Origin of the sequence: Pseudomonas sp. 13B_2.1_Bac1, assembly GCF_025466155.1 — a bacterium.
Lineage (GTDB): Bacteria > Pseudomonadota > Gammaproteobacteria > Pseudomonadales > Pseudomonadaceae > Aquipseudomonas > Aquipseudomonas aylmerensis.
The window spans coordinates 1-19,599 of sequence record NZ_JANLOH010000058.1 but is presented as its reverse complement, the minus strand read 5'-3'; the positions used below and the strand labels follow the sequence as shown (position 1 = coordinate 19,599).

Below are 19,599 nucleotides of genomic sequence, written 5' to 3'. Positions count from 1 at the left end.
GCCCTGAAAAAGGCACTGTTGCGCAGTCCCGCGGGCGCAGGCTGCCTCGTCACAATTCAATGTTTCTGCCCTCGTAGCCTGCGCTCCTCTCGATAGTGGCCTTTCATCTAATTGTCACATTGCAGACATAGAGTGTTCACACGGCCTCTCGATACTTGGCCCCGATCCAACTATCCCTATCTGCTAGGAGCAAGGCATGAAACTGAAGCGTTTGATGGCGGCAATGACTTTTGTCGCTGCTGGCGTTGCGACCGCCCACGCGGTGGCCGCTGGTGTTGACCCGGCAATTCCGGCTTACGCCAAGACCACTGGCGTATCGGGCAACTTGTCCAGCGTTGGTTCCGACACTCTGGCGAACCTGATGACTTTGTGGGCTGAGTCCTACAAAAAGGAATACCCGAACGTCAACATCCAGATTCAAGCTGCCGGCTCCGCCACTGCGCCACCTGCACTGACTGAAGGCACCTCCAACCTGGGCCCGATGAGCCGCAAGATGAAGGACACCGAACTGGCGGCCTTCGAGCAGAAGTACGGCTACAAGCCAACCGCAATCCCGGTTGCCGTGGATGCCCTGGCGGTATTCGTGCACAAGGACAACCCGATCCAGCACCTGACCATGGAACAGGTCGACGCGATTTTCTCCTCGACGCGTCTGTGCGGTGGCAAAGCCGACGTGAAAACCTGGGGTGACCTGGGTGTGACCGGCGACCTGGCCAACAAGCCAGTGCAATTGTTCGGTCGTAACTCGGTATCCGGCACCTACGGCTACTTCAAGGAAGAAGCCCTGTGCAAAGGCGACTACAAGCCAAACGTGAACGAACAGCCTGGCTCGGCTTCGGTCGTGCAGTCGATCAGCTCATCGCTGAACGGCATCGGTTACTCGGGCATCGGCTACAAGACCGCCAGCGTGAAGACCGTGGCCCTGGCCAAGAAAGGCAGCACTGACTACATCGAAGACAGCGAAGAAAACGCCCTGAACGGCAAATACCCGCTGTCGCGTTTCCTCTACGTTTACGTCAACAAAGCCCCGAACAAGCCTCTGGCCCCGCTGGAAGCCGAGTTCGTGAAGCTGGTTCTGTCCAAACAGGGCCAGGAAGTTGTAGTGAAAGACGGCTACATCCCACTGCCAGCCAAAGTTGCCGCCAAGGCCCTGGCTGACCTGGGTCTGAAAGAAGGCAACTGATTGCCTCTGCGGGGCCGGCCTGCCGGCTCCGCATCCGAATTTTCTAGTCCGCTGCCAGCTTTGCTTCGCGGCGGATTTGTTGCGTCACTGCACTGTCATCTTTCTGTCATACAGGATCGCTAGGGTGTGCGCATGAATGATCTGGCCAATTCCACCATGACGACGACTTCCCCTCCCAAGCGCATTGATTTCAATACGCCTGAGCTGCAACGCAAGCGCCGCATCCGCGCCCTCAAGGATCGCCTGACCCGTTGGTACGTGCTGGTAGGCGGCCTCGCCGTCCTCGGCGCCATTACCCTGATCTTCTTCTTTCTGGCCTATGTCGTCGCGCCACTGTTCCAGGGCGCCTCGCTGACCAAGGAAGACGCCCTGACCCCGGCCTGGATCCAGGACGCCGGCAAGCCGCTGATGATCTCCCTGGAAGAACAGAACCAAGTCGCCATGCGGGTTTCCGACAAGGGCCAGGCGCTGTTCTTCAACGTCGAGACCGGTGCCGAGCTCAAGCGTGTCGACCTGCCACTGCCCGCCGGCACCCGTGTTGCCTCCATCGGTGAAGACCAGCCCGGCAGCCCGCTGGTGATCCTCGGTTTGTCCAATGGCCAGTCCCTGGTGTTCCGCCACACTTATAAGGTGTCCTACCCGGACGGCAAGAAAACCATCACCCCGGCGATTGAATACCCTTACGGCGAAAACCCGATCGTGCTGGACGACGCCGGTCGCGCGCTGGAGCATGTGGCCCTCAACGCCACCGACTCCTCCCTGGTCGTTGCAGGCTCCGCCGGTTCGCACTTGAACGTGCTGACCCTGAGCCGTGAAGAAAACATGATGACTGGCGAAGTCACCAGCGAGCAGAAGCGCATCGAGCTGCCGCAGATGACCGAGCCGGTGAAGGCGATTTTCATCGATCCGCGCCAGCAGTGGCTGTACGTGATCAACGGTCGCGCGCTTGCGGATGTCTTCAGCCTGCGCGACAACAGCCTCAACGGGCGCTACAAATTGTCGGAAGATGGCACTGCCGAAATTACCGCCAGCACCCAGTTGGTGGGCGGCATCTCGCTGATCATCGGTAACTCCAAGGGCGGCCTGGCTCAGTGGTTCATGGCCCGTGACCCGGATGGCGAGCAGCGCTTCAAGCAGATCCGCACGTTCCAGATGGGCACGGCGCCTATCGTCGAGATTACCGCCGAACAACGTCGCAAAGGCTTCACCGCCCTGGATGCGTCCGGAAAATTCGGCGTGTTCCACAGCACCGCGCACCGCACCTTGCTGGTCGACCCGGTGGTCGACGGCCAGGGCGTGTTCGGCATGTCGCCACGTGCCAACCGCGTGATCGTCGAAGCCGGCGGCAAGTTGCAGCCGCTGGTGCTGGACAACCCGCACCCGGAAGTGTCCTGGAGCGCGTTGTGGAGCAAGGTCTGGTACGAAAACTACGACGAGCCTAAATACGTCTGGCAATCGACCGCCGCCAACACCGATTTCGAACCCAAGATGAGCCTTGCGCCGCTGACCTTCGGCACCCTGAAGGCGGCGTTCTACGCGATGCTCCTGGCCGCGCCACTGGCGGTTGCCGCCGCGATCTACACCGCCTACTTCATGGCCCCGAGCCTGCGCCGCAAGGTCAAGCCGGTGATCGAGCTGATGGAAGCGATGCCGACGGTGATCCTCGGCTTCTTCGCCGGCCTGTTCCTGGCGCCGTATGTGGAAGGCCACCTGCCGGGGATTTTCAGCCTGCTGATGCTGCTGCCGATTGGCATCCTGGTGGCCGGTTTTGTCTTCAGCCGCCTGCCTGAGTCGCTGCGCCTGCGGGTGCCGGACGGCTGGGAAAGCGCGATCCTGATCCCGGTGATCCTGTTTGTGGGCTGGCTCTCGCTGTACATGAGCCCGTACCTGGAGACCTGGTTCTTCGGCGGCGACATGCGCATGTGGATCTCCCACGACCTGGGCATCACCTACGACCAGCGCAACGCCTTGGTGGTCGGCCTGGCCATGGGCTTTGCGGTGATCCCGAACATCTACTCGATCGCCGAAGACGCCGTGTTCAGCGTGCCACGCGGCCTGACCCTGGGCTCGCTGGCCCTGGGTGCCACGCCGTGGCAGACCATGACCCGCGTGGTGATCCTGACCGCCAGCCCGGGCATCTTCTCGGCCCTGATGATCGGCATGGGCCGCGCCGTCGGCGAGACCATGATCGTGCTGATGGCCACCGGTAACACGCCGGTGATGGAGATGAACCTGTTCGAAGGCCTGCGCACACTCGCGGCCAACGTCGCGGTGGAGATGCCCGAGTCGGAAGTCGGCGGCAGTCACTACCGCGTGCTGTTCCTCTCGGCGCTGGTGCTGCTGTTGTTCACGTTCGTCATGAACACCCTCGCCGAGCTGATTCGTCAGCGTCTGCGCAAGAAATACTCGTCGCTTTAAGAAAGGTAGAAGTCTGTGAAACAGAACTCCCTGAATGGATGGTTCAAGAGCGGCGCCCCCGGCGTCTGGATCAGCGGTGGCGCAGTGTCCATCGCGGTCATCATGACCATTGGTTTGCTGGCCGTGATTGCAGTGCGTGGCTTGGGCCACTTCTGGCCGGCCGACCTGATCCAGGCCAACTACGACGTGCCGGGCCAGGCCAACCATATCGTCATCGGCGAAGTGGTGCAGAAAGAAGAAGTGCCGCGCGAGCGCCTGAAAAGCGCGGGCCTGCCGGTGCCGGATGCGGGTCCGGAATTCATGACCCGCGAGCTGATCAAGGTCGGCAACCGCGACCTGAACGGCAATGACTTCACCTGGATTGTCGGCGAGTGGCTCAAGGACCAGACCACGCCGGCGAACTTGATGACCATCGAGCGTCGTGAGTGGGGCAACTTCTACGGCACCCTGGTCAACGTCAAGCAGGATGGCAAGGTCATCGCCGAAGGCGACGCCGCTTGGCCGGAGCTGCAGGCGCGGGTCGACCGCGTCAACAAGCTCGCTGCCCAGCTCAAGACACTCGAAAAATCTGACATCGGCGCGATCAACGCCGGGCTTGAACGCATCCGCCTGCATGGCCGCAAACTGGAACTGGAAGGCAAGCTCGACGCCGCCGCCCAGGCCGACATGGACTCCGGTCGCGCCGAGCTGAATGCCCGTTACCAGGACATCGAAGCACGCCTGGCCGACCTGCACGCCCAGTTCAATCGCGATGCCCTGACGGCGCGTGATGCGAACGGCAAGGAAGTCGAAATCGGCATCGGCAAAGTCGTTCACGCCTACCAGCCGAACGCCATGGGCACACTGACCAAGATCGGCTTCTACTTCAGCAAGGTCTGGGAATTCCTCAGCGATGACCCACGGGAAGCCAACACCGAGGGCGGGATTTTCCCGGCTATCTTCGGCACCGTGATGATGACCCTGATCATGGCGATGATCGTTACCCCGTTCGGCGTGCTGGCAGCCGTGTACCTGCGTGAATACGCCAAGCAGAACACCCTGACCCGCGTTATCCGGATCGCCGTGAACAACCTGGCCGGCGTGCCGGCCATCGTCTACGGCGTGTTCGGCCTGGGTTTCTTCGTGTATGTACTGGGTGGCTCGGTTGACCGCCTGTTCTTCGCCGAAGCCCTGCCGGCCCCGACCTTCGGTACACCGGGCCTGCTGTGGGCCTCGCTGACCCTGGCGCTGCTGGCGGTGCCGGTGGTGATCGTGGCCACCGAAGAAGGCCTGGCGCGGATTCCTCGCACCGTGCGCGAAGGGTCCCTGGCACTCGGCGCGACCAAGGCGGAAACGCTGTGGAAGATCGTACTGCCGATGGCCAGCCCGGCGATGATGACCGGCATGATCCTCGCCGTGGCCCGTGCCGCCGGTGAAGTGGCGCCGCTGATGCTGGTGGGCGTGGTGAAACTGGCGCCGTCGCTGCCGCTGGATGGCAACTACCCCTACCTGCACCTGGACCAGAAGATCATGCACTTGGGCTTCCATATTTATGACGTCGGCTTCCAGAGCCCCAACGTCGAAGCCGCGCGGCCGCTGGTGTACGCCACCGCCTTGCTGCTGGTGCTGGTGATTGCCACGCTCAACTTGTCGGCGGTGTGGATTCGCAACCACCTGCGCGAAAAATACAAAGCGTTGGACAGCTAAAGCTATTAGCCACAAGCGGCAAGCTACGAGCCGCTTTTGCCCAAATCTTGCAGCTTGCAGCTAGAAGCTGGCAGCTACGAACGGAGTGAGACCATGCAACACGACACCCATTCCCACGGCATCAACATGTCTGCCCTGGGTCGCGACAAGCAGGGCCTGAACCTGGCCCAGGAGACCGTGGCCATTGAAGTGCCGGGCCTGAGCCTGTACTACGGTGAAAAGCAGGCGCTGTTCGACGTCAGCATGAACATCCCCAAGCAGCGCGTGACGGCCTTCATCGGCCCCTCGGGCTGCGGCAAGTCGACGTTGCTGCGCACCTTCAACCGCATGAACGACCTGGTCGACGGTTGCCGCGTGGACGGCGCCATCAACCTCTACGGCACCAACATCTACCGCAAGGGCGAAGACGTCGCCGAGCTGCGTCGCCGGGTGGGCATGGTGTTCCAGAAGCCCAACCCGTTCCCCAAGACCATCTACGAAAACGTGGTCTACGGCCTGCGCATCCAGGGCATCAACAAGAAGCGCATCCTCGACGAAGCGGTTGAGTGGGCCCTCAAGGGCGCGGCGTTGTGGGACGAGGTCAAGGACCGCCTGCACGACTCGGCACTCGGCTTGTCCGGTGGTCAGCAGCAGCGCCTGGTGATCGCCCGTACCATCGCGGTGGAGCCGGAAGTGCTGCTGCTCGACGAACCGTGCTCGGCACTCGACCCGATTTCGACGCTGAAAGTCGAAGAGCTGATCTACGAGCTCAAGTCCAAGTTCACCATCGTCATCGTGACCCACAACATGCAACAGGCGGCGCGCGTTTCCGACTACACCGCGTTCATGTACATGGGCAAGCTGGTGGAATTCGGCGACACCGATACGCTGTTCACCAATCCGGCGAAGAAGCAGACCGAAGACTACATTACCGGTCGTTATGGCTAGTAGCGGCAGTTGCGAGCCGCAGGTTTCAAGCGGCAAGTAAAAGCAGCTCAATGGAACGACACACATCAGCTTGCAGCTTGTAGCTTGCGGCTTACAGCTTTTGCGGAGCAAACGCATGATTAGCAAAGAAGGCCTTACCCACCACATCTCCGCGCAGTTCAACGCCGAGCTTGAGGAAGTGCGCAGCCACCTCCTGGCGATGGGCGGGCTGGTGGAGAAGCAAGTCAACGACGCAGTCACCGCGCTGATCGAGGCTGACTCGGGCCTGGCCCAGCAAGTGCGCGAGATCGACGACCAGATCAACCAGATGGAACGCAACATCGACGAAGAATGCCTGCGCATTCTGGCCCGTCGCCAACCTGCGGCGTCTGACCTGCGTTTGATCATCAGCATTTCCAAGTCGGTGATCGACCTGGAGCGCATCGGCGACGAAGCCACCAAGATCGCCCGTCGCGCTATCCAGCTGTGCGAAGAAGGCGAAGCGCCACGCGGTTACGTGGAAGTGCGCCACATTGGCGACCAGGTGCGCAACATGGTGCGCGATGCCCTCGACGCATTCGCCCGCTTCGACGCCGAGCTGGCGTTGTCGGTGGCCCAGTACGACAAGATCATCGACCGCGAATACAAGACCGCGCTGCGCGAGCTGGCCACCTACATGATGGAAGACCCGCGCTCTATCTCGCGGGTGTTGAGCATCATCTGGGTCCTGCGTTCGCTGGAGCGCATCGGCGACCACGCGCGCAATATCTCCGAGCTGGTGATTTACCTGGTTCGCGGGACCGATGTGCGGCACATGGGCCTCAAGCGCATGAAGGCTGAAGTTGAAGGGTCAGCCGATCTAATCCCTAATGTTCCGGGCGAAACTGACGATAAGTAAGGTTGCCCGAGAAATTAACGCCCGGCCCTTGGCCGGGCGTTTTTGTTTGTGGCAGCTGGATTTTTTGCGCGTCGGGTCAAAGAAAGTCCCGCCGTGACTACAGAGTTTTGGCAAAATGCCATCAGTCAGGCGTTCTGCGTGCCGCGGTTTTTATAGGAAATAGGGTCGATGAGTAAAGTCAGTGTATTGGTGGTGGATGACGCCTCGTTTATTCGCGACCTGGTGAAGAAGTGCCTGCGCAACTACTTCCCCGGGATCAAGATCGAAGATGCGGTGAACGGCAAAAAGGCCCAGGCCATCCTGATGCGCGAGACCTTCGACCTGGTGCTGTGCGACTGGGAAATGCCCGAGATGTCCGGGCTTGAGCTACTGACCTGGTGCCGCGAGCAAGCGCACCTCAAGGCCATGCCGTTCGTGATGGTGACCAGCCGTGGCGACAAGGAAAACGTGGTCCAGGCCATCCAGGCCGGGGTTTCCGGCTATGTCAGCAAACCGTTCACCAACGAGCAGTTGCTGAACAAGGTCAAGCAGTCCCTGCACAAGATCGGGCGTCTCGACGCACTGATCGCCAGTGCGCCGACCAAGATGAACTCGGCCTTTGGCAACGACTCCCTCAGCGCCCTGACCGGCGGCAAGCCCGAAGCCGTGCGCGCGGCCCCGGTTGCAGCGGCTGCCCCGGCGCCCAGCAAAGGCCTGCTCAACAGCCCACCGGTGCAAGCGCCTGCCGCCTCGCCGGCGGGTGGTCGTGGCCAGGGCCAATTGCGCCTGTCCAGTGGCAACCAGCAATGTGTGATCAAGGCGCTGAGCATCAAGGAAGCGCTGCTGGTGGTGCGTCGCGGTGAAGTGCTGCCGCAGGTATTGGAAAGTGCCGTGCTCGACCTTGAGCAAGGCGATAACGCTGAAATCGCCCGCCTCAATGGCTACCTGCACGCCGTCGTCGCCTTCGAACCCAAGCCTGATAGCGACTGGCTGCAACTGACCTTCCGGTTTATCGACCAGGACGCGCAGAAGCTCGATTACATCTCCCGCCTGATCGCCCGCGGCACTGCGCAGAAGCACTTCGTGCCGGGCGCGTGACCCCCTGAATACCGGAGTCGACCGGTTGTCTGATTCGCGCTCGATGCCCGACGGACAGCCGGTTTTCAGTTGGAGCTCTTGCAGGCTGCACTAAGACTCTGGATCAGCCAGCCCCGTCTTAACCACGTCCTCACTGGCAAGATCGACAAACTGTCTCTGGATGCGCGGGTCAATTTGTCGGCGGCGGCCCGGATAAACGTGGATATCGGTTTCAACGGACTGCCGCCTAAAGCTGTCATCAAGCCTTGCTAGCCTGCCGTTCAGTCATCCTGGCAGGTTCGCGTCATGCTCCTTCGCCTATTGCTGTTCTGCATGCTGGCCACGGTCGCCACCTCGACCCTGGCCATGACCCTCTATCAATCCACCGATGCCAATGGCGCGGTGTTTTTCAGCGATCGACATACCCCGGGGTCCCAGGCGTTCGTGATTCAGGAACGCAGGGTCGAGCCTGTGCGAAGGCCGCTGTTGCAAAGGCCACGCGCAGTTTACCCACGACCAGCCTACCGCTACCCCTTGCCCTGGCGTGGCGGTCCGTTCCGCCTGACCCAAGGCCCCAACGGCAGCTTCAGCCACACCGACGCCAAGAGCCGCTACGCCATGGACATCGCCATGCCCGAAGGCACGCCAATCATTGCGGCGCGCAGCGGTACGGTAGTGAAGACCGAGAACAACCAGATCGGGCGCGGTAACGATGCGTCCGGCAATTTCGTGCGCGTGCAGCACGATGACGGCACCCAGGGCGTGTACCTGCACCTCAAGCAAGGGTCGGTCAGCGTGCGGGTGGGGCAGCGTGTCGCGGTGGGAAGCCTGCTGGCGCTGTCGGGCAATACCGGCAACAGCAGCGGCCCGCATCTGCACTTCGTGGTGCAGCAGAGCACCGAGGCCGGGCTGGTGTCGATCCCGTATGAGTTCAACCAGCCCGTCGGTACATTGCCCAACTTCGCCGCGGGACTGTAGGAGCCGGGCTCCTACAGGGGTTTGGGGTGGCTCAGTCCAGCAGCAGGACTTTGGCCAAGACGATCTTCGGCCCTTTCATCTTCTTGATGATGATCCGCAGGCCTTCGACCTCCAGCACTTCTTCCTCTTCCGGCACCCGCTTGAGGGTGTCGTAGATCAGCCCGGCGAGGGTTTCGGCTTCGATGTGGTCGAGGTCGACACCCAGCAGGCGCTCCACCTTGAACAACGGCGTGTCGCCACGCACCAGCAGTTTGCCGGGCTGGTAGGCGAGGATGCCGCGCTCGGCCTTGCGGTGTTCGTCCTGGATATCGCCGACCAGCACTTCAAGCACGTCCTCCATGGTCAGGTAGCCGATGATCTTGCCATCGGCTTCTTCGACCAGGGCGAAGTGCGCGCCGCCTTTGCGGAACTGCTCCAGCAGTTGCGACAGCGGCATGTGCCGCGACACACGCTCCAGCGGACGAGTCAACTCGGCCAGGTTGAACGATTCGGGAATGTGGTCCAGGGCGGCCAGCTCGAGCAGCAGGTCCTTGATGTGCAGCAGGCCCACGAACTCGTTGCGCACCGCGTCATACACCGGGTAGCGGCTGAATTTGTGGCGGCGGAACAGTGCGAGGATTTCCTTCAACGGCGCGTTGAAGTCCAGGGTGACCAGGTCTTCCCGGGAGTTGGCCCAGTCGACCACTTCCAGTTCGCCCATTTCCACGGCCGAGGCCAGCACGCGCATGCCTTGGTCGCTCGGGTCCTGGCCACGGCTGGAGTGCAGGATCAGCTTGAGTTCTTCGCGGCTGTAATGGTGTTCGTGATGCGGGCCGGGCTCGCCTTGGCCGGCGATGCGCAGGATGGCGTTGGCGCTGGCGTTGAGCAGGTAGATCGCCGGGTACATGGCCCAGTAGAACAGGTACAGCGGCACTGCCGTCCACAGCGACAGCAGCTCGGGCTTGCGAATCGCCCAGGACTTGGGCGCCAGCTCACCGACCACAATGTGCAGGTAGGAAATCACGAAGAAGGCGGCAAAGAACGACACGCCCTTGATCACTTCCGGCGACTCGACGCCTACGGCGCCCAGCAGCGGCTCGAGGATGTGTGCAAAGGCCGGCTCACCGACCCAGCCCAGGCCCAGGGAGGCGAGGGTGATACCCAGCTGGCAGGCCGACAGGTAGGCGTCGAGCTGGCTGTGCACGGTGCGCAGGATCTGCCCGCGCCAGCCGTTCTTGTGGGCGATGGCCTCGACCCGGGTGGCGCGCAGTTTGACCATGGCAAACTCCGCCGCAACGAAGAAACCGTTGAGCAGTACCAGGATCAGTGCAAAAAGAATCATGCCGAAGTCGGCGAAGAGTGTAGCGAGGGTGATGCCAGGGGAAGGGTCCATGATGGGGTTTTGCAGGTTCCGTGTGTTCAATTAGGGGTGGCAGGTGGGCCTGAAAGACAGGCGCAAGTCGGCCAATGTAGCGGCTGACGGGGCGCTTGCCTAGTGCCCACTGCCCGGCGGGACTTGGAATGCCCTCTACACAACAACACAAATCCAACGTGGGAGCGGGCTTGCTCGCGAATGCAGTGGGTTAGTCAACCCATGTGTAGCTGGCCGACCGCATTCGCGAGCAAGCCCGCTCCCACATTTAGGGCTGTGTCGTTTTCAAGTTACTCATCTGTTCCAACCCCCCGCGAACGGGTTACCTGCGCCGGCGGAAAATGGCAGGTGAACGTGCTGCCATGGCCCAGCACGCTGCTGATTTCCAGGCGCGCGCGGTGGCGCAGCAGTACGTGCTTGACGATCGCCAGGCCAAGCCCGGTGCCGCCGGTGTTGGAGTTGCGGCTAGAGTCGACGCGGTAGAAACGTTCGGTCAGGCGCGGCAGGTGCTTGGCGTCGATGCCGATGCCGGAGTCCTGCACGCTCAAGTGCGCGCCGTGCTCGTCGGCCCACCAGCGGATGCGGATATTGCCCTTGTCCTGGGTGTACTTCACGGCGTTGAACACCAGGTTGGAAAACGCGCTGCGCAACTCGCCTTCGCTGCCCTTGAGCAGCACGGCCGGATCGGCTTCCAGGGTGATCTGCTGCCCGCGTTGGCCGGAGAGCGCCTGGGCGTCATTCTTGATGGTCTGCAACAGGCTCTGCACGGCCACCGGATGGTTATCCGAGGGGTAGTCGGTGGCTTCGAGCTTGGCCAGCAACAGCAGGTCGTTGAGCAGCGTCTGCATGCGTGAACCCTGCTGCTGCATCTGCTGCAGGGCGCGGCTCCAGCGCGGGTTGATCTCGTCGACATTGTCCAGCAGCGTCTCCAGGTACCCGCAGATCACCGTCAAGGGCGTGCGCAGTTCGTGGGAGACGTTGGCGACGAAGTCTTTGCGCATCTGTTCCAACTGGTGGATACGCGTCACGTCGCGCACCAGCATCAAGTGCTCGTTGTTGCCGTAGCGCGTCAGGTACAGCTGGATGCGTACGCGGTCATTGGTGGGCGAGGGGATTTCCAGGGCTTCTTCGTAGTTCTCCTGCTCGAAGTACTCCTTGAAGCGCGGGTGACGCACCAGGTTGGTCACCGGCTGGCCGCTGTCCTGGGGCGTCTTGAGGCCCAGCAGGGTTTCGGCGGCGCGGTTCCACCATTCCAGGTTGCCGTCGCTGTCGAGCATGATCACCGCGTCTTTGAGCGCGGCGGTGGACTCCTGCACCCGGTCGATCACCGCTTGCAGGCGTCCGCGCACCCGTTGGTCGCGGCGTTGCAGGTGGTAGATGCTGTCGAACACCTCGCCCCACAAGCCGTAGCCGTCGGGTGGCGCTTCGTCGGGTTTGTGCTGGCGCAGCCATTCATGCAGGCGCAGCAATTGCTTGAGGGTCCAGCCCAGGTACAAGGCAATGCCGACTGCCAGGCTCCAGCCGTAATAACCACTCACCAGGCCCACCAACAGGCAGCCGGTGATCAGCAAAAGCATGTGGCGGATCAGGGTGCCATGCCAGTTTTGGTTCACAATCGGTCCTTCGGACAGTGAAAAGTTTCAAGCTGCAAGCTTCAAGTCAGAGCAGATCAGCTTCTACTTGCCGCTTGTAGCTGAGAGCTTGCAGCTGCTTTCAACCCTTGGTGGAAAACCGATAACCGGTGCCGCGCACGGTTTGTACCAGATTCTCGTAGGCATCGCCCAAGGCTTTGCGCAGGCGGCGGATATGCACGTCCACAGTGCGCTCTTCGACATACACGTTGCCGCCCCACACCTGGTCGAGCAACTGGCCACGGGTGTAGGCACGCTCCTGGTGGGTCATGAAGAATTGCAGCAGGCGGTATTCAGTCGGGCCCATCTCGGCTGGCTTGCCGTCGATGGTCACGCGGTGGCTGATCGGGTCCAGCAGCAGGCCGCCGACTTCGATTGGCGCTTCACCATCGGTAGGGCCGGCGCGCCGCAGTACGGCTTTGAGGCGAGCGACCAGTTCGCGGGGGGAAAACGGCTTGGTGATGTAGTCGTCGGCGCCGACTTCCAGGCCCTGGATCTTGTTGTCCTCCTCGCCCTTGGCCGTGAGCATGATGATCGGGATGTCCCCGGTCAGCTCATCGCGCTTGAGGCGGCGGGCCAATTCGATACCGGAGGTGCCGGGCAGCATCCAGTCCAGCAGGATCAGGTCCGGCTTGCGGTCGACGATAATGGCATGGGCCTGCTGGGAGTTCTCCGCCTCCAGGCAGTCATAGCCGGCCATTTCCAACGCAACGGCGATCATCTCGCGAATGGGCGCTTCGTCGTCAACGATCAGAATGCTCCTGCCAACCATGCCTAAAATCCTCTTGTCATTTAACTGTCTTGCGCCGCATTAGATAACGGAATTATTGCAGTCGTGTGACAGTAATTTAGTCGCTTGGGCAATTCGCGCCTCTCTGGACTACGCTTTGGGTCCGAATCCTTACAACCAAAAAAGGAAGGTTCCGATGACTTACAGCACAATTTCCTGGAAAGCCCTGCTGGTCACGGCGGCGTTGACGCTGCCGACCCTGGCATTCGCGGCGGAGCCGGCGATGACTAAAGACGGGATGCTTGTCGACCACAAGGGCTTGACCCTCTACACCTTCGACAAGGATGCCGACGGCAAATCCGTGTGCAAGGATCAATGCGCGACCAACTGGCCGCCGCTGAAGGCGGATTCCACCGACAAGTCGACCGGTGATTGGACGGTCATCACCCGTGACGATCAGACCAGCCAATGGGCCTACAAAGGCAAGCCGGTGTACACCTACAAGGATGACAAAAAGGCTGGTGACAAGACCGGTGATGGCAAGGGCGGTGCGTGGCACATCATCAAGCCGTAAGGTAATCCTGTCGCGGGGGGGCCTGTTGTGGTGAGCGGGCTTGCCCCGCGTTGGGCTGCGCAGCAGCCCCTGTAGAAACTACTGCGGTATTTCAGGAATAACGCGTCGCCAGGTTTTGGGGCCGCTTCGCGCCCCAACGCGGGGCAAGCCCGCTCGCCACATCAAGCCCTATTGCCCTGGCAGCCAGGCTCACCGCAATGCGTAATCCGCCACAATCCCGACAAATATCGCCAACCCGGCCCAGTGGTTGTGCAAGAACGCCTTGAAGCATTTGAGGCGGTCCCTGTCGCGGGTGTACCAGAACTCCCAGGCAAAACAGCCCGCTGCCGCCAACAATCCCAAGTGGAACCAGCCACCCAGCTCAAACCTTGCGCCGGCGAGCAACAGGCACACCAGTGCCAGGCCCTGCAGGGACAGGATGATCACGCGGTCCGCATCGCCAAACAGAATGGCGGTGGATTTCACGCCGATCTTCAAGTCGTCGTCACGGTCCGTCATTGCGTAATAGGTGTCGTAACCCACCGTCCACAGCAGGTTGGCGATATACAGCAGCCACGCCGTGGCCGGCAGGTGGCCGGTCTCGGCGGTGAACGCCATCGGCATGCCCCACGAAAACGCCGCGCCCAGCACCACCTGCGGGTAATAGGTGTAGCGCTTCATGAACGGGTAGCTCGCCGCCAAGGCCAGGCCGCCCAGGGACAGCAGGATGGTGGTGGCGTTGGTCAGCAGTACCAGCAGGAAACTGATGCCCATCAGCACCGCGAAAAACACCAGCGCCTCTTTCGAGCTGATCTTGCCGCTGACCAGCGGGCGTTGCTCGGTGCGCTTCACATGGCCGTCGACCTTGCGGTCGGCCCAGTCATTGATCACGCAGCCGCCGGCCCGGGTCAGCACCACGCCCAGCACGAAAATCACGATATTGCCCAAGGACGGCGAGCCCTTGCCGGCGATCCACAGCGCCCACAGCGTCGGCCACAGCAGCAGGTAGATGCCGATGGGCTTGTCCATGCGCGTCAACTGAATGAAATCCCAGGCCCTGGGGTTCAGGCGGTTCAGGGACTTGAGCAGACGTTGGTACATCAGCAGTTCTCCGGATGATCATGCAGCGCCTGCCAGAAGCTCGGCAGGAAGATTTCCGCCACCAACACGCTCAGCGGCCCGCGATCAAAGCGCGAGCGGCGTGCCCACAGCCCGTCGACCTGGTCCGCGGTGGGCAGCCATGGGCGAGGGTAGCGGCATACTTCGATGGCCTGGCGGGTGAACGCATGGTCGCAGAACAACAGTTCGCCCAGCGAACGGCTGCCGAGTTCGTCCATGTGCAGCCCGTCGCCCTGCAGTGCACTGCGGGCCGCGACGCTGCGGGCGAACACCCACGGCTGGCCGTGCCCGCGCAAATACACTTCGCGTACCCAGCCGATCGTGGCCGGGGCCAGGCCCAATGCGGCACATTCATCGTCGCGCAGCGGCTGCCAGCCTTCGAACAGCGGCGTCACGCTGAAGCCGTCGTCGGACAGCCACGTCAGCCGGCGCGTGAGCGAGCCTTCGTCGAACAGCCAATCGAGGGTCAAGGGTGCAGGCGCTGGGACCAGAAGGCTCTGGGTCAGCCATTGGCAAGCATCGGGAAGGGCAGTTGAGTGCGGCACAGTGAGTCAGTATTGGCAGCAAAAGAGGCGGCGAGCTTACCATGGCATCCTGAGCTTTTGCCGGGCGGAACCCGCCGTTTGCGTCGATCATGCTTGCATCTGCCGGCCCCGATCAGTACAAAACGCCCTGAGCCGCACGGCAACGTTGGTCTATCGACCGTCGGCCAAGATGCCTGGACCCTGAGGAAGCAAGTAATGAAGAAGTGGCAATGTGTAGTCTGCGGCCTGATCTATGACGAGAAAGACGGCTGGCCGGATGACGGAATTCTGCCTGGCACCCGTTGGGAAGACGTCCCGGAAGATTGGCTGTGCCCGGACTGCGGCGTGGGCAAGATGGATTTCGAAATGATCGAAATCGGCTGATCTGAACATTTAAGAAACGTACTACAAGGAGAAAGGAATGAACGCACCTGTCGTGATCATCGGCACAGGATTGGCCGGTTACAACGTGGCCCGGGAGTTTCGCAAGCTCGACAGCGAGACCCCGTTGCTGCTGATCACTGCGGATGACGGCCGCTCCTACTCCAAGCCCATGCTCTCCACCGGCTTTGGCAAGAACAAGGAAGCCGATGGCCTGAGCATGGCCGAACCGGGTGCCATGGCCGAGCAACTCAAGGCCGAGGTGCGCACTCACACCCGCGTCAGCGGCATCGACCCCGGCCACAAGCGCCTGTGGATCGGCGAGGAAGCCGTGGCCTATCGCGACCTGATCCTGGCCTGGGGCGCCGAAACCGTGCGCGTGCCGGTCGAAGGCGATGCGGGCGAGCTGGTGTTCCCGATCAACGACCTCGAGGACTACGCGCGCTTTCGAGCTGCCGCTGCCGGCAAGCGCCGCGTGCTGCTGCTTGGCGCCGGGTTGATCGGCTGCGAATTCGCCAACGACCTGATCCTTGGCGGCTATGAAATCGACCTGGTGGCGCCGTGCGAGCAAGTCATGCCGACCCTGCTGCACCCGGCGGCAGCCGCGGCCGTGCAGGCCGGGCTCGAGAGCCTGGGCGCACGCTTCCATCTCGGCCCGGTGCTCAATCGCCTGCAGCGCAGCGCGGACGGCCTGGAAGCGCACCTGTCCGACGGTGAAGTGATCCACTGCGACCTGGTGGTCTCGGCCATCGGCCTGCGCCCGCGCGTCGACCTGGCGGCGGCTGCCGGCTTGCAGATCAATCGCGGGATCATGGTCGACCGCCACCTCAAGACCTCCCACGCCAATATCTACGCCTTGGGCGACTGCGCCGAAGTCGACGGTCTCAACCTGCTGTACGTGATGCCGCTGATGAGCTGCGCCCGTGCCCTGGCCCAGACCTTGGCCGGCAACGCCACGGCGGTCAGCTACGGCCCGATGCCGGTCACCGTCAAGACGCCGGTCTGCCCGCTGGTGGTGTCGCCACCGCCACGCGGCACCGAAGGCGTGTGGAACGTTGAAGGGCAGGGGGCCGACATCAAGGCCTTGTGCCGCGACGCCAGTGGCCGCCTGCTGGGTTATGCCCTGACCGGCAGCGCCGTGATGGACAAACTGGCCCTCAACAAAGAGCTTCCGCCTTTGCTGGCGTAAATACCGGTCGTTCTGTCGGAATAAGCACGTTTTTGTGCCCAGAAAGGTCGCCGCGAGACTGGCGGAGCGTGCGAGGGCATGCCATCCTCACTCCCGTCTGCCGCAGAGTAGAGCCTGCGGCGCCTTGGGCGCTGCTCCAGAAGAGAGCAGCACGGACATAACAACAAAAAACCGTCAAAGAGGCTTCACTTATGCGTAAACCAGAACTCGCAGCCGCTATTGCAGAAAAAGCAGACCTGACCAAAGAACAGGCCAACCGCGTACTCAACGCCGTACTCGAAGAAATCACCGGCGCGCTGCATCGCAAGGACAGCGTCACCCTGGTTGGCTTCGGCACCTTCCTGCAACGCCACCGCGGCGCCCGCACCGGCAAGAACCCGCAAACCGGTGAGCCGGTGAAGATCAAGGCGAGCAACACCGTTGCGTTCAAGCCGGGCAAGTCGCTCAAAGACAGCGTCAACCCGTAATAGCGATACCGTCTCGTAGGGAGGCGGGGCGGTAAAAAAGATGGGCACGCCGACTGGGTCGGGTGCCCATTTTTTGTGGGGTGTTATTAAGCTTTTTTAGTGACTTGCTCGTCTCAAGTGAACTGAGTCAGGAAATAGCCACCCAGATCTCCTTCTTTCATCTTCTTCGCCCGATTATCAGCAAAAATATAGCCGATACCCCCACCGAATAACCCTTCGTGGCCAGGGCTTATTTTTGTGATGTCGGTTTCGGTTAGCTGTGCCAAAAAATAGTAGCGAGGGCTTTCATATAACGGGTCTTGCAACCAAGCGGGTCGTCCTAGAACTTTGCTGATCCCCGCGCCACTGTCCAAGTCTTCCAGCTCTTCTTGCATTTGGTCGGGTGTCAGTGGTTGCTGGGCAATATAGGTTCGTGGGATTGGATCAACCAACATCGCGGGTTTGAGTTCAGAAGACGCAAGCGTATGAAGCAGAACGCAGCTATGGCCAAGTTGAAGTTTTTCCATCTCCGTTTGTTGATGGACAGCCAATTTGCGTGCCGATGGCCGTGTGCAGGTGTCATCATTTCGCTCAACGCAAACAAAAACGGTCAGCGCCATCCCTGGAGGTAAAAATGGTACACGTAAAAAAGTAGAGGTCATCGTTATCACAGGCAGCATGAACTGACCGGTTTGAGGCGCTTTAGGCCATAGGTCGAGGCTTGTAAGCCAAGCTCCGCCACCTATTTGTCCAAGGTCATGGTCCTCCTCTGAGAGCACGATTTGATTGATAGCCATAAGCCGTAATCCTTTTTCTCTTTGTCGACTTTGGACAGTCTGTAGGTTTCCCAGACCAGTGGAGCGATCCAACCAATAGAGTTCGGTGAGCTGTAGTAGAGATTCAGCCCGCCCGATAGTCCTATCGGTTCCTGGATCATACTAAGCCGGGTTAGATCGCTGGTGCAGGAAACATTAAGCTGCTTCCAACCAGCACGGACCAATTAGCTGAGTCAGGCGCTCCCAAGTCTTCGTTCGTTACGGCAAAGTCGGAACGCTCAAGAGCTGGTGACTGAATCTGAATCGCCTCTTTTGTCCCAGTCATTTTTGACGATGTAGATCCTTTACCAATCACCTCTCCATTCCTCTGCGAACTCCGATGCCGGGTCAACGCCCACAATTTCCCCTAAGGTATAAATAATCTCAAGTATGGACTCGCGCTCTACGGTTTCAATCTCATCGTGAAAGTTGTTAATGCTCAGTATGCATTTTTTAAAAAGATTTAAGATAGTTGGCTTAGATGCTTTTTCGGGCAGAGCAAGTAAGTGCTTAACTAGTTTCTCGATTATTGGAGTTACATTGTTAATAAGATTTTCTTCGCCATCTAAAGAGACGCCGCCTTGTGTTTGGAAGTGCGCTAGCTCTTTTCTTTTCATGGCTACTGGTTTCTAATTTTTGCGGAGGGAGGAGAAATGCCTTTGAATAAAAATTCCTTGGATTTATCCCAGTTTATCCCGTCCTCAAAATATTTAATCAAGCGATTTCGCAGTTTTTCCGGATCGCCGATCATGCCTGATAATTCATATTTGTAAATTGTATCTAGATCGTCGGGCACGGTTAAATTGCTTTTTAGTGTGATTGCGTCAAGTGTTTCGAAAGAGTCAGTCAGCTCGATAAGATCTGCGCCATAATTACCGCCAATAATAGCGCTCAACATCTTTTTCTCGGGAGAATGCCCATCTATGGAGATGTTGTCCAATGACGGTTCGCTGATGGCCAAGCCCTTTAAAGCCTTCGTAGACGTGAAAATAAAAAATAGCGTATCGACTGTTTCTAGGTCTATGCCTTCCCAAATATCCTGAGTGCGCGTCAAATCAAAAAACTGCAGGTAGTAGTTTTCGCGCATCTGAACAAGCGTGTACAGGTCATCTCTCAGTTTCAAACTGAGAACCTTTCCTTCTTGCCATGTGATTTTCTTCAGCATCTTCCAGGGCCTTTAAGTTTTCGAGTTGGGTTTTGAGGCTTAACACCTCTGTGTTTGTCAGCAGCCGCGAGATAAATATCCCGTCTTTTGTTATTTGGGCCAACGGGCCTTTGTTTGTTCGCGACAGCGCCCTCTTTCAATTTGTCCTCATAGATCCTTTGCTCTAGGCCCCTTGCAATGTCTTTTCCTTTTTGCCCATCTCCTTTGAATACCGCCTTTGGCTCAACGTCAAAAATTTGCTTGTTAGGATAGCGGTAGTCCAACACAGCTTGCGAGGAGTGTCCGAGGCCAGGCTTGCTGGCATAGCCCACATAAGGCTTGCCATCCTTCACGCCGACATAGGTGATATGAGTGGCATTGGCCGGGTTACCTGCCCAGCCCCAAGGGTCAATCCAGCCGATGGGGTTTGGCGCGTACTGGTACAGATTGAATCCACCCAACAACCCAATCGGATCCGGCGTCGTAAACCGCCCCACATCCGGATCATAAAACCGAAACGTGTTGTAGTGCAGCCCAATCTCCCGATCCAGATACTGCCCCTGGAACCGTAAATTCTGCTCCTCGATAAAC

20 protein-coding genes and 1 pseudogene are annotated in these 19,599 nt (G+C 60.1%); 12 read left to right on the top strand and 9 right to left on the bottom strand.

All coding sequences use genetic code 11. The annotated features are described in order from the left end of the window. Positions 1-196: 196 nt before the first annotated feature. The 8 genes and pseudogenes from NTD80_RS15565 to NTD80_RS15530 all read left to right on the top strand — a co-directional run bounded on the left by NTD80_RS15565 (position 197) and on the right by NTD80_RS15530 (position 9,125). A complete protein-coding gene (locus NTD80_RS15565; protein WP_065902556.1) occupies positions 197-1,183 on the top strand; it encodes a phosphate ABC transporter substrate-binding protein PstS in 987 nt (328 codons plus the stop codon). A gap of 384 nt (positions 1,184-1,567) precedes the next feature. Further along, positions 1,568-3,601, top strand: a complete 2,034-nt coding sequence (locus tag NTD80_RS15560; RefSeq protein WP_177343931.1) for an ABC transporter permease subunit — start codon at positions 1,568-1,570, stop codon at positions 3,599-3,601. 15 nt (positions 3,602-3,616) lie between these two features. Continuing rightward, positions 3,617-5,287 (top strand): phosphate ABC transporter permease PstA, encoded by a 1,671-nt coding sequence (gene pstA / locus NTD80_RS15555; RefSeq protein WP_065902554.1) that lies wholly within the window; start codon positions 3,617-3,619, stop codon positions 5,285-5,287. Positions 5,288-5,380: 93 nt separating this feature from the next. Further along, the gene (pstB, locus tag NTD80_RS15550; protein WP_065902553.1) at positions 5,381-6,214 is read left to right on the top strand and encodes a phosphate ABC transporter ATP-binding protein PstB; all 834 of its coding nucleotides are present in this window, start codon (positions 5,381-5,383) and stop codon (positions 6,212-6,214) included. A 115-nt stretch (positions 6,215-6,329) separates the two neighbouring features. Next, entirely contained in the window at positions 6,330-7,091 is a 762-nt protein-coding gene (phoU, locus tag NTD80_RS15545) for a phosphate signaling complex protein PhoU (protein WP_025856390.1), read from the top strand. A 168-nt stretch (positions 7,092-7,259) separates the two neighbouring features. After that, positions 7,260-8,168, top strand: coding sequence for a response regulator (locus tag NTD80_RS15540; protein WP_262134222.1), 909 nt, complete (start codon positions 7,260-7,262; stop codon positions 8,166-8,168). A gap of 84 nt (positions 8,169-8,252) precedes the next feature. Beyond that, positions 8,253-8,420, top strand: a pseudogene (locus NTD80_RS15535) (XRE family transcriptional regulator); the annotation flags it as partial. A gap of 33 nt (positions 8,421-8,453) precedes the next feature. Then, positions 8,454-9,125: a M23 family metallopeptidase gene (locus NTD80_RS15530; protein ID WP_262134221.1), complete on the top strand. Its 672-nt coding sequence runs from the start codon at positions 8,454-8,456 to the stop codon at positions 9,123-9,125. Positions 9,126-9,156: 31 nt separating this feature from the next. On the opposite strand, the gene NTD80_RS15525 is transcribed toward NTD80_RS15530, so the two are convergent. The 3 genes from NTD80_RS15525 to phoB all read right to left on the bottom strand — a co-directional run bounded on the left by NTD80_RS15525 (position 9,157) and on the right by phoB (position 12,879). After that, positions 9,157-10,497 carry a hemolysin family protein gene (locus NTD80_RS15525; protein WP_010207573.1) on the bottom strand — a complete coding sequence of 447 codons (1,341 nt, stop codon included), beginning with the start codon at positions 10,495-10,497 and terminating at the stop codon, positions 9,157-9,159. Positions 10,498-10,766: 269 nt separating this feature from the next. Continuing rightward, positions 10,767-12,053, bottom strand: a complete 1,287-nt coding sequence (gene phoR / locus NTD80_RS15520) for a phosphate regulon sensor histidine kinase PhoR (protein ID WP_207200938.1) — start codon at positions 12,051-12,053, stop codon at positions 10,767-10,769. Positions 12,054-12,189: 136 nt separating this feature from the next. Beyond that, positions 12,190-12,879, bottom strand: coding sequence for a phosphate regulon transcriptional regulator PhoB (gene phoB, locus NTD80_RS15515; protein ID WP_003176964.1), 690 nt, complete (start codon positions 12,877-12,879; stop codon positions 12,190-12,192). Between the two features lie 154 nt (positions 12,880-13,033). Between phoB and NTD80_RS15510 the strand changes: the two genes are divergently transcribed. Next, positions 13,034-13,411 (top strand): hypothetical protein, encoded by a 378-nt coding sequence (locus NTD80_RS15510; RefSeq protein WP_065902547.1) that lies wholly within the window; start codon positions 13,034-13,036, stop codon positions 13,409-13,411. Positions 13,412-13,600: 189 nt separating this feature from the next. Here the strand turns inward: NTD80_RS15510 and ubiA are convergent, their stop codons facing one another. Together ubiA and NTD80_RS15500 are read right to left on the bottom strand one after the other, a co-directional pair. Continuing rightward, entirely contained in the window at positions 13,601-14,491 is an 891-nt protein-coding gene (gene ubiA, locus NTD80_RS15505; protein ID WP_262134220.1) for a 4-hydroxybenzoate octaprenyltransferase, read from the bottom strand. Then, complete coding sequence (locus NTD80_RS15500; protein WP_106802274.1) at positions 14,491-15,054, bottom strand: chorismate--pyruvate lyase family protein; 564 nt, start codon at positions 15,052-15,054, stop codon at positions 14,491-14,493. Before NTD80_RS15500 ends, ubiA begins: the two co-directional genes overlap by 1 nt. Positions 15,055-15,249: 195 nt before the next feature. On the opposite strand from NTD80_RS15500, the gene NTD80_RS15495 reads away from it, so the two are divergent. The 3 genes from NTD80_RS15495 to NTD80_RS15485 all read left to right on the top strand — a co-directional run bounded on the left by NTD80_RS15495 (position 15,250) and on the right by NTD80_RS15485 (position 17,070). Beyond that, positions 15,250-15,417: a rubredoxin gene (locus NTD80_RS15495; protein WP_015886569.1), complete on the top strand. Its 168-nt coding sequence runs from the start codon at positions 15,250-15,252 to the stop codon at positions 15,415-15,417. 37 nt (positions 15,418-15,454) lie between these two features. Next, positions 15,455-16,603: an NAD(P)/FAD-dependent oxidoreductase gene (locus NTD80_RS15490; protein WP_262134219.1), complete on the top strand. Its 1,149-nt coding sequence runs from the start codon at positions 15,455-15,457 to the stop codon at positions 16,601-16,603. Between the two features lie 191 nt (positions 16,604-16,794). Continuing rightward, the gene (locus NTD80_RS15485; protein WP_003213368.1) at positions 16,795-17,070 is read left to right on the top strand and encodes an HU family DNA-binding protein; all 276 of its coding nucleotides are present in this window, start codon (positions 16,795-16,797) and stop codon (positions 17,068-17,070) included. Positions 17,071-17,183: 113 nt separating this feature from the next. Here NTD80_RS15485 and NTD80_RS15480 read toward each other — a convergent pair whose 3' ends face one another. The 4 genes from NTD80_RS15480 to NTD80_RS15465 form a co-directional block, all read right to left on the bottom strand. Then, on the bottom strand, positions 17,184-17,846 hold the full coding sequence (locus NTD80_RS15480) for a hypothetical protein (protein WP_262134218.1): 663 nt from the start codon (positions 17,844-17,846) through the stop codon (positions 17,184-17,186). Between the two features lie 323 nt (positions 17,847-18,169). Then, entirely contained in the window at positions 18,170-18,481 is a 312-nt protein-coding gene (locus NTD80_RS15475; protein ID WP_262134217.1) for a hypothetical protein, read from the bottom strand. 2 nt (positions 18,482-18,483) lie between these two features. Further along, a complete protein-coding gene (locus tag NTD80_RS15470) occupies positions 18,484-19,029 on the bottom strand; it encodes a hypothetical protein (protein ID WP_262134216.1) in 546 nt (181 codons plus the stop codon). Beyond that, a partial coding sequence (locus NTD80_RS15465; protein WP_262134215.1) for an RHS repeat-associated core domain-containing protein occupies positions 19,023-19,599 on the bottom strand: 577 nt, incomplete at its 5' end. The genes NTD80_RS15465 and NTD80_RS15470, both read right to left, overlap by 7 nt.

Coding starts and splice junctions, on each gene's coding strand:
- NTD80_RS15565 (WP_065902556.1), top strand. CDS start 197: ATGAAACTGAAGCGTTTGATGGCGGCAATGACTTTTGTCGCTGCTGGC.
- pstB (WP_065902553.1), top strand. CDS start 5,381: ATGCAACACGACACCCATTCCCACGGCATCAACATGTCTGCCCTGGGT.
- phoU (WP_025856390.1), top strand. CDS start 6,330: ATGATTAGCAAAGAAGGCCTTACCCACCACATCTCCGCGCAGTTCAAC.
- NTD80_RS15540 (WP_262134222.1), top strand. CDS start 7,260: ATGAGTAAAGTCAGTGTATTGGTGGTGGATGACGCCTCGTTTATTCGC.
- NTD80_RS15530 (WP_262134221.1), top strand. CDS start 8,454: ATGCTCCTTCGCCTATTGCTGTTCTGCATGCTGGCCACGGTCGCCACC.
- NTD80_RS15525 (WP_010207573.1), bottom strand. CDS start 10,497: ATGGACCCTTCCCCTGGCATCACCCTCGCTACACTCTTCGCCGACTTC.
- phoR (WP_207200938.1), bottom strand. CDS start 12,053: ATGCTTTTGCTGATCACCGGCTGCCTGTTGGTGGGCCTGGTGAGTGGT.
- phoB (WP_003176964.1), bottom strand. CDS start 12,879: ATGGTTGGCAGGAGCATTCTGATCGTTGACGACGAAGCGCCCATTCGC.
- NTD80_RS15510 (WP_065902547.1), top strand. CDS start 13,034: ATGACTTACAGCACAATTTCCTGGAAAGCCCTGCTGGTCACGGCGGCG.
- ubiA (WP_262134220.1), bottom strand. CDS start 14,491: ATGTACCAACGTCTGCTCAAGTCCCTGAACCGCCTGAACCCCAGGGCC.
- NTD80_RS15495 (WP_015886569.1), top strand. CDS start 15,250: ATGAAGAAGTGGCAATGTGTAGTCTGCGGCCTGATCTATGACGAGAAA.
- NTD80_RS15490 (WP_262134219.1), top strand. CDS start 15,455: ATGAACGCACCTGTCGTGATCATCGGCACAGGATTGGCCGGTTACAAC.
- NTD80_RS15485 (WP_003213368.1), top strand. CDS start 16,795: ATGCGTAAACCAGAACTCGCAGCCGCTATTGCAGAAAAAGCAGACCTG.
- NTD80_RS15480 (WP_262134218.1), bottom strand. CDS start 17,846: ATGGCTATCAATCAAATCGTGCTCTCAGAGGAGGACCATGACCTTGGA.
- NTD80_RS15475 (WP_262134217.1), bottom strand. CDS start 18,481: ATGAAAAGAAAAGAGCTAGCGCACTTCCAAACACAAGGCGGCGTCTCT.
- NTD80_RS15470 (WP_262134216.1), bottom strand. CDS start 19,029: ATGCTGAAGAAAATCACATGGCAAGAAGGAAAGGTTCTCAGTTTGAAA.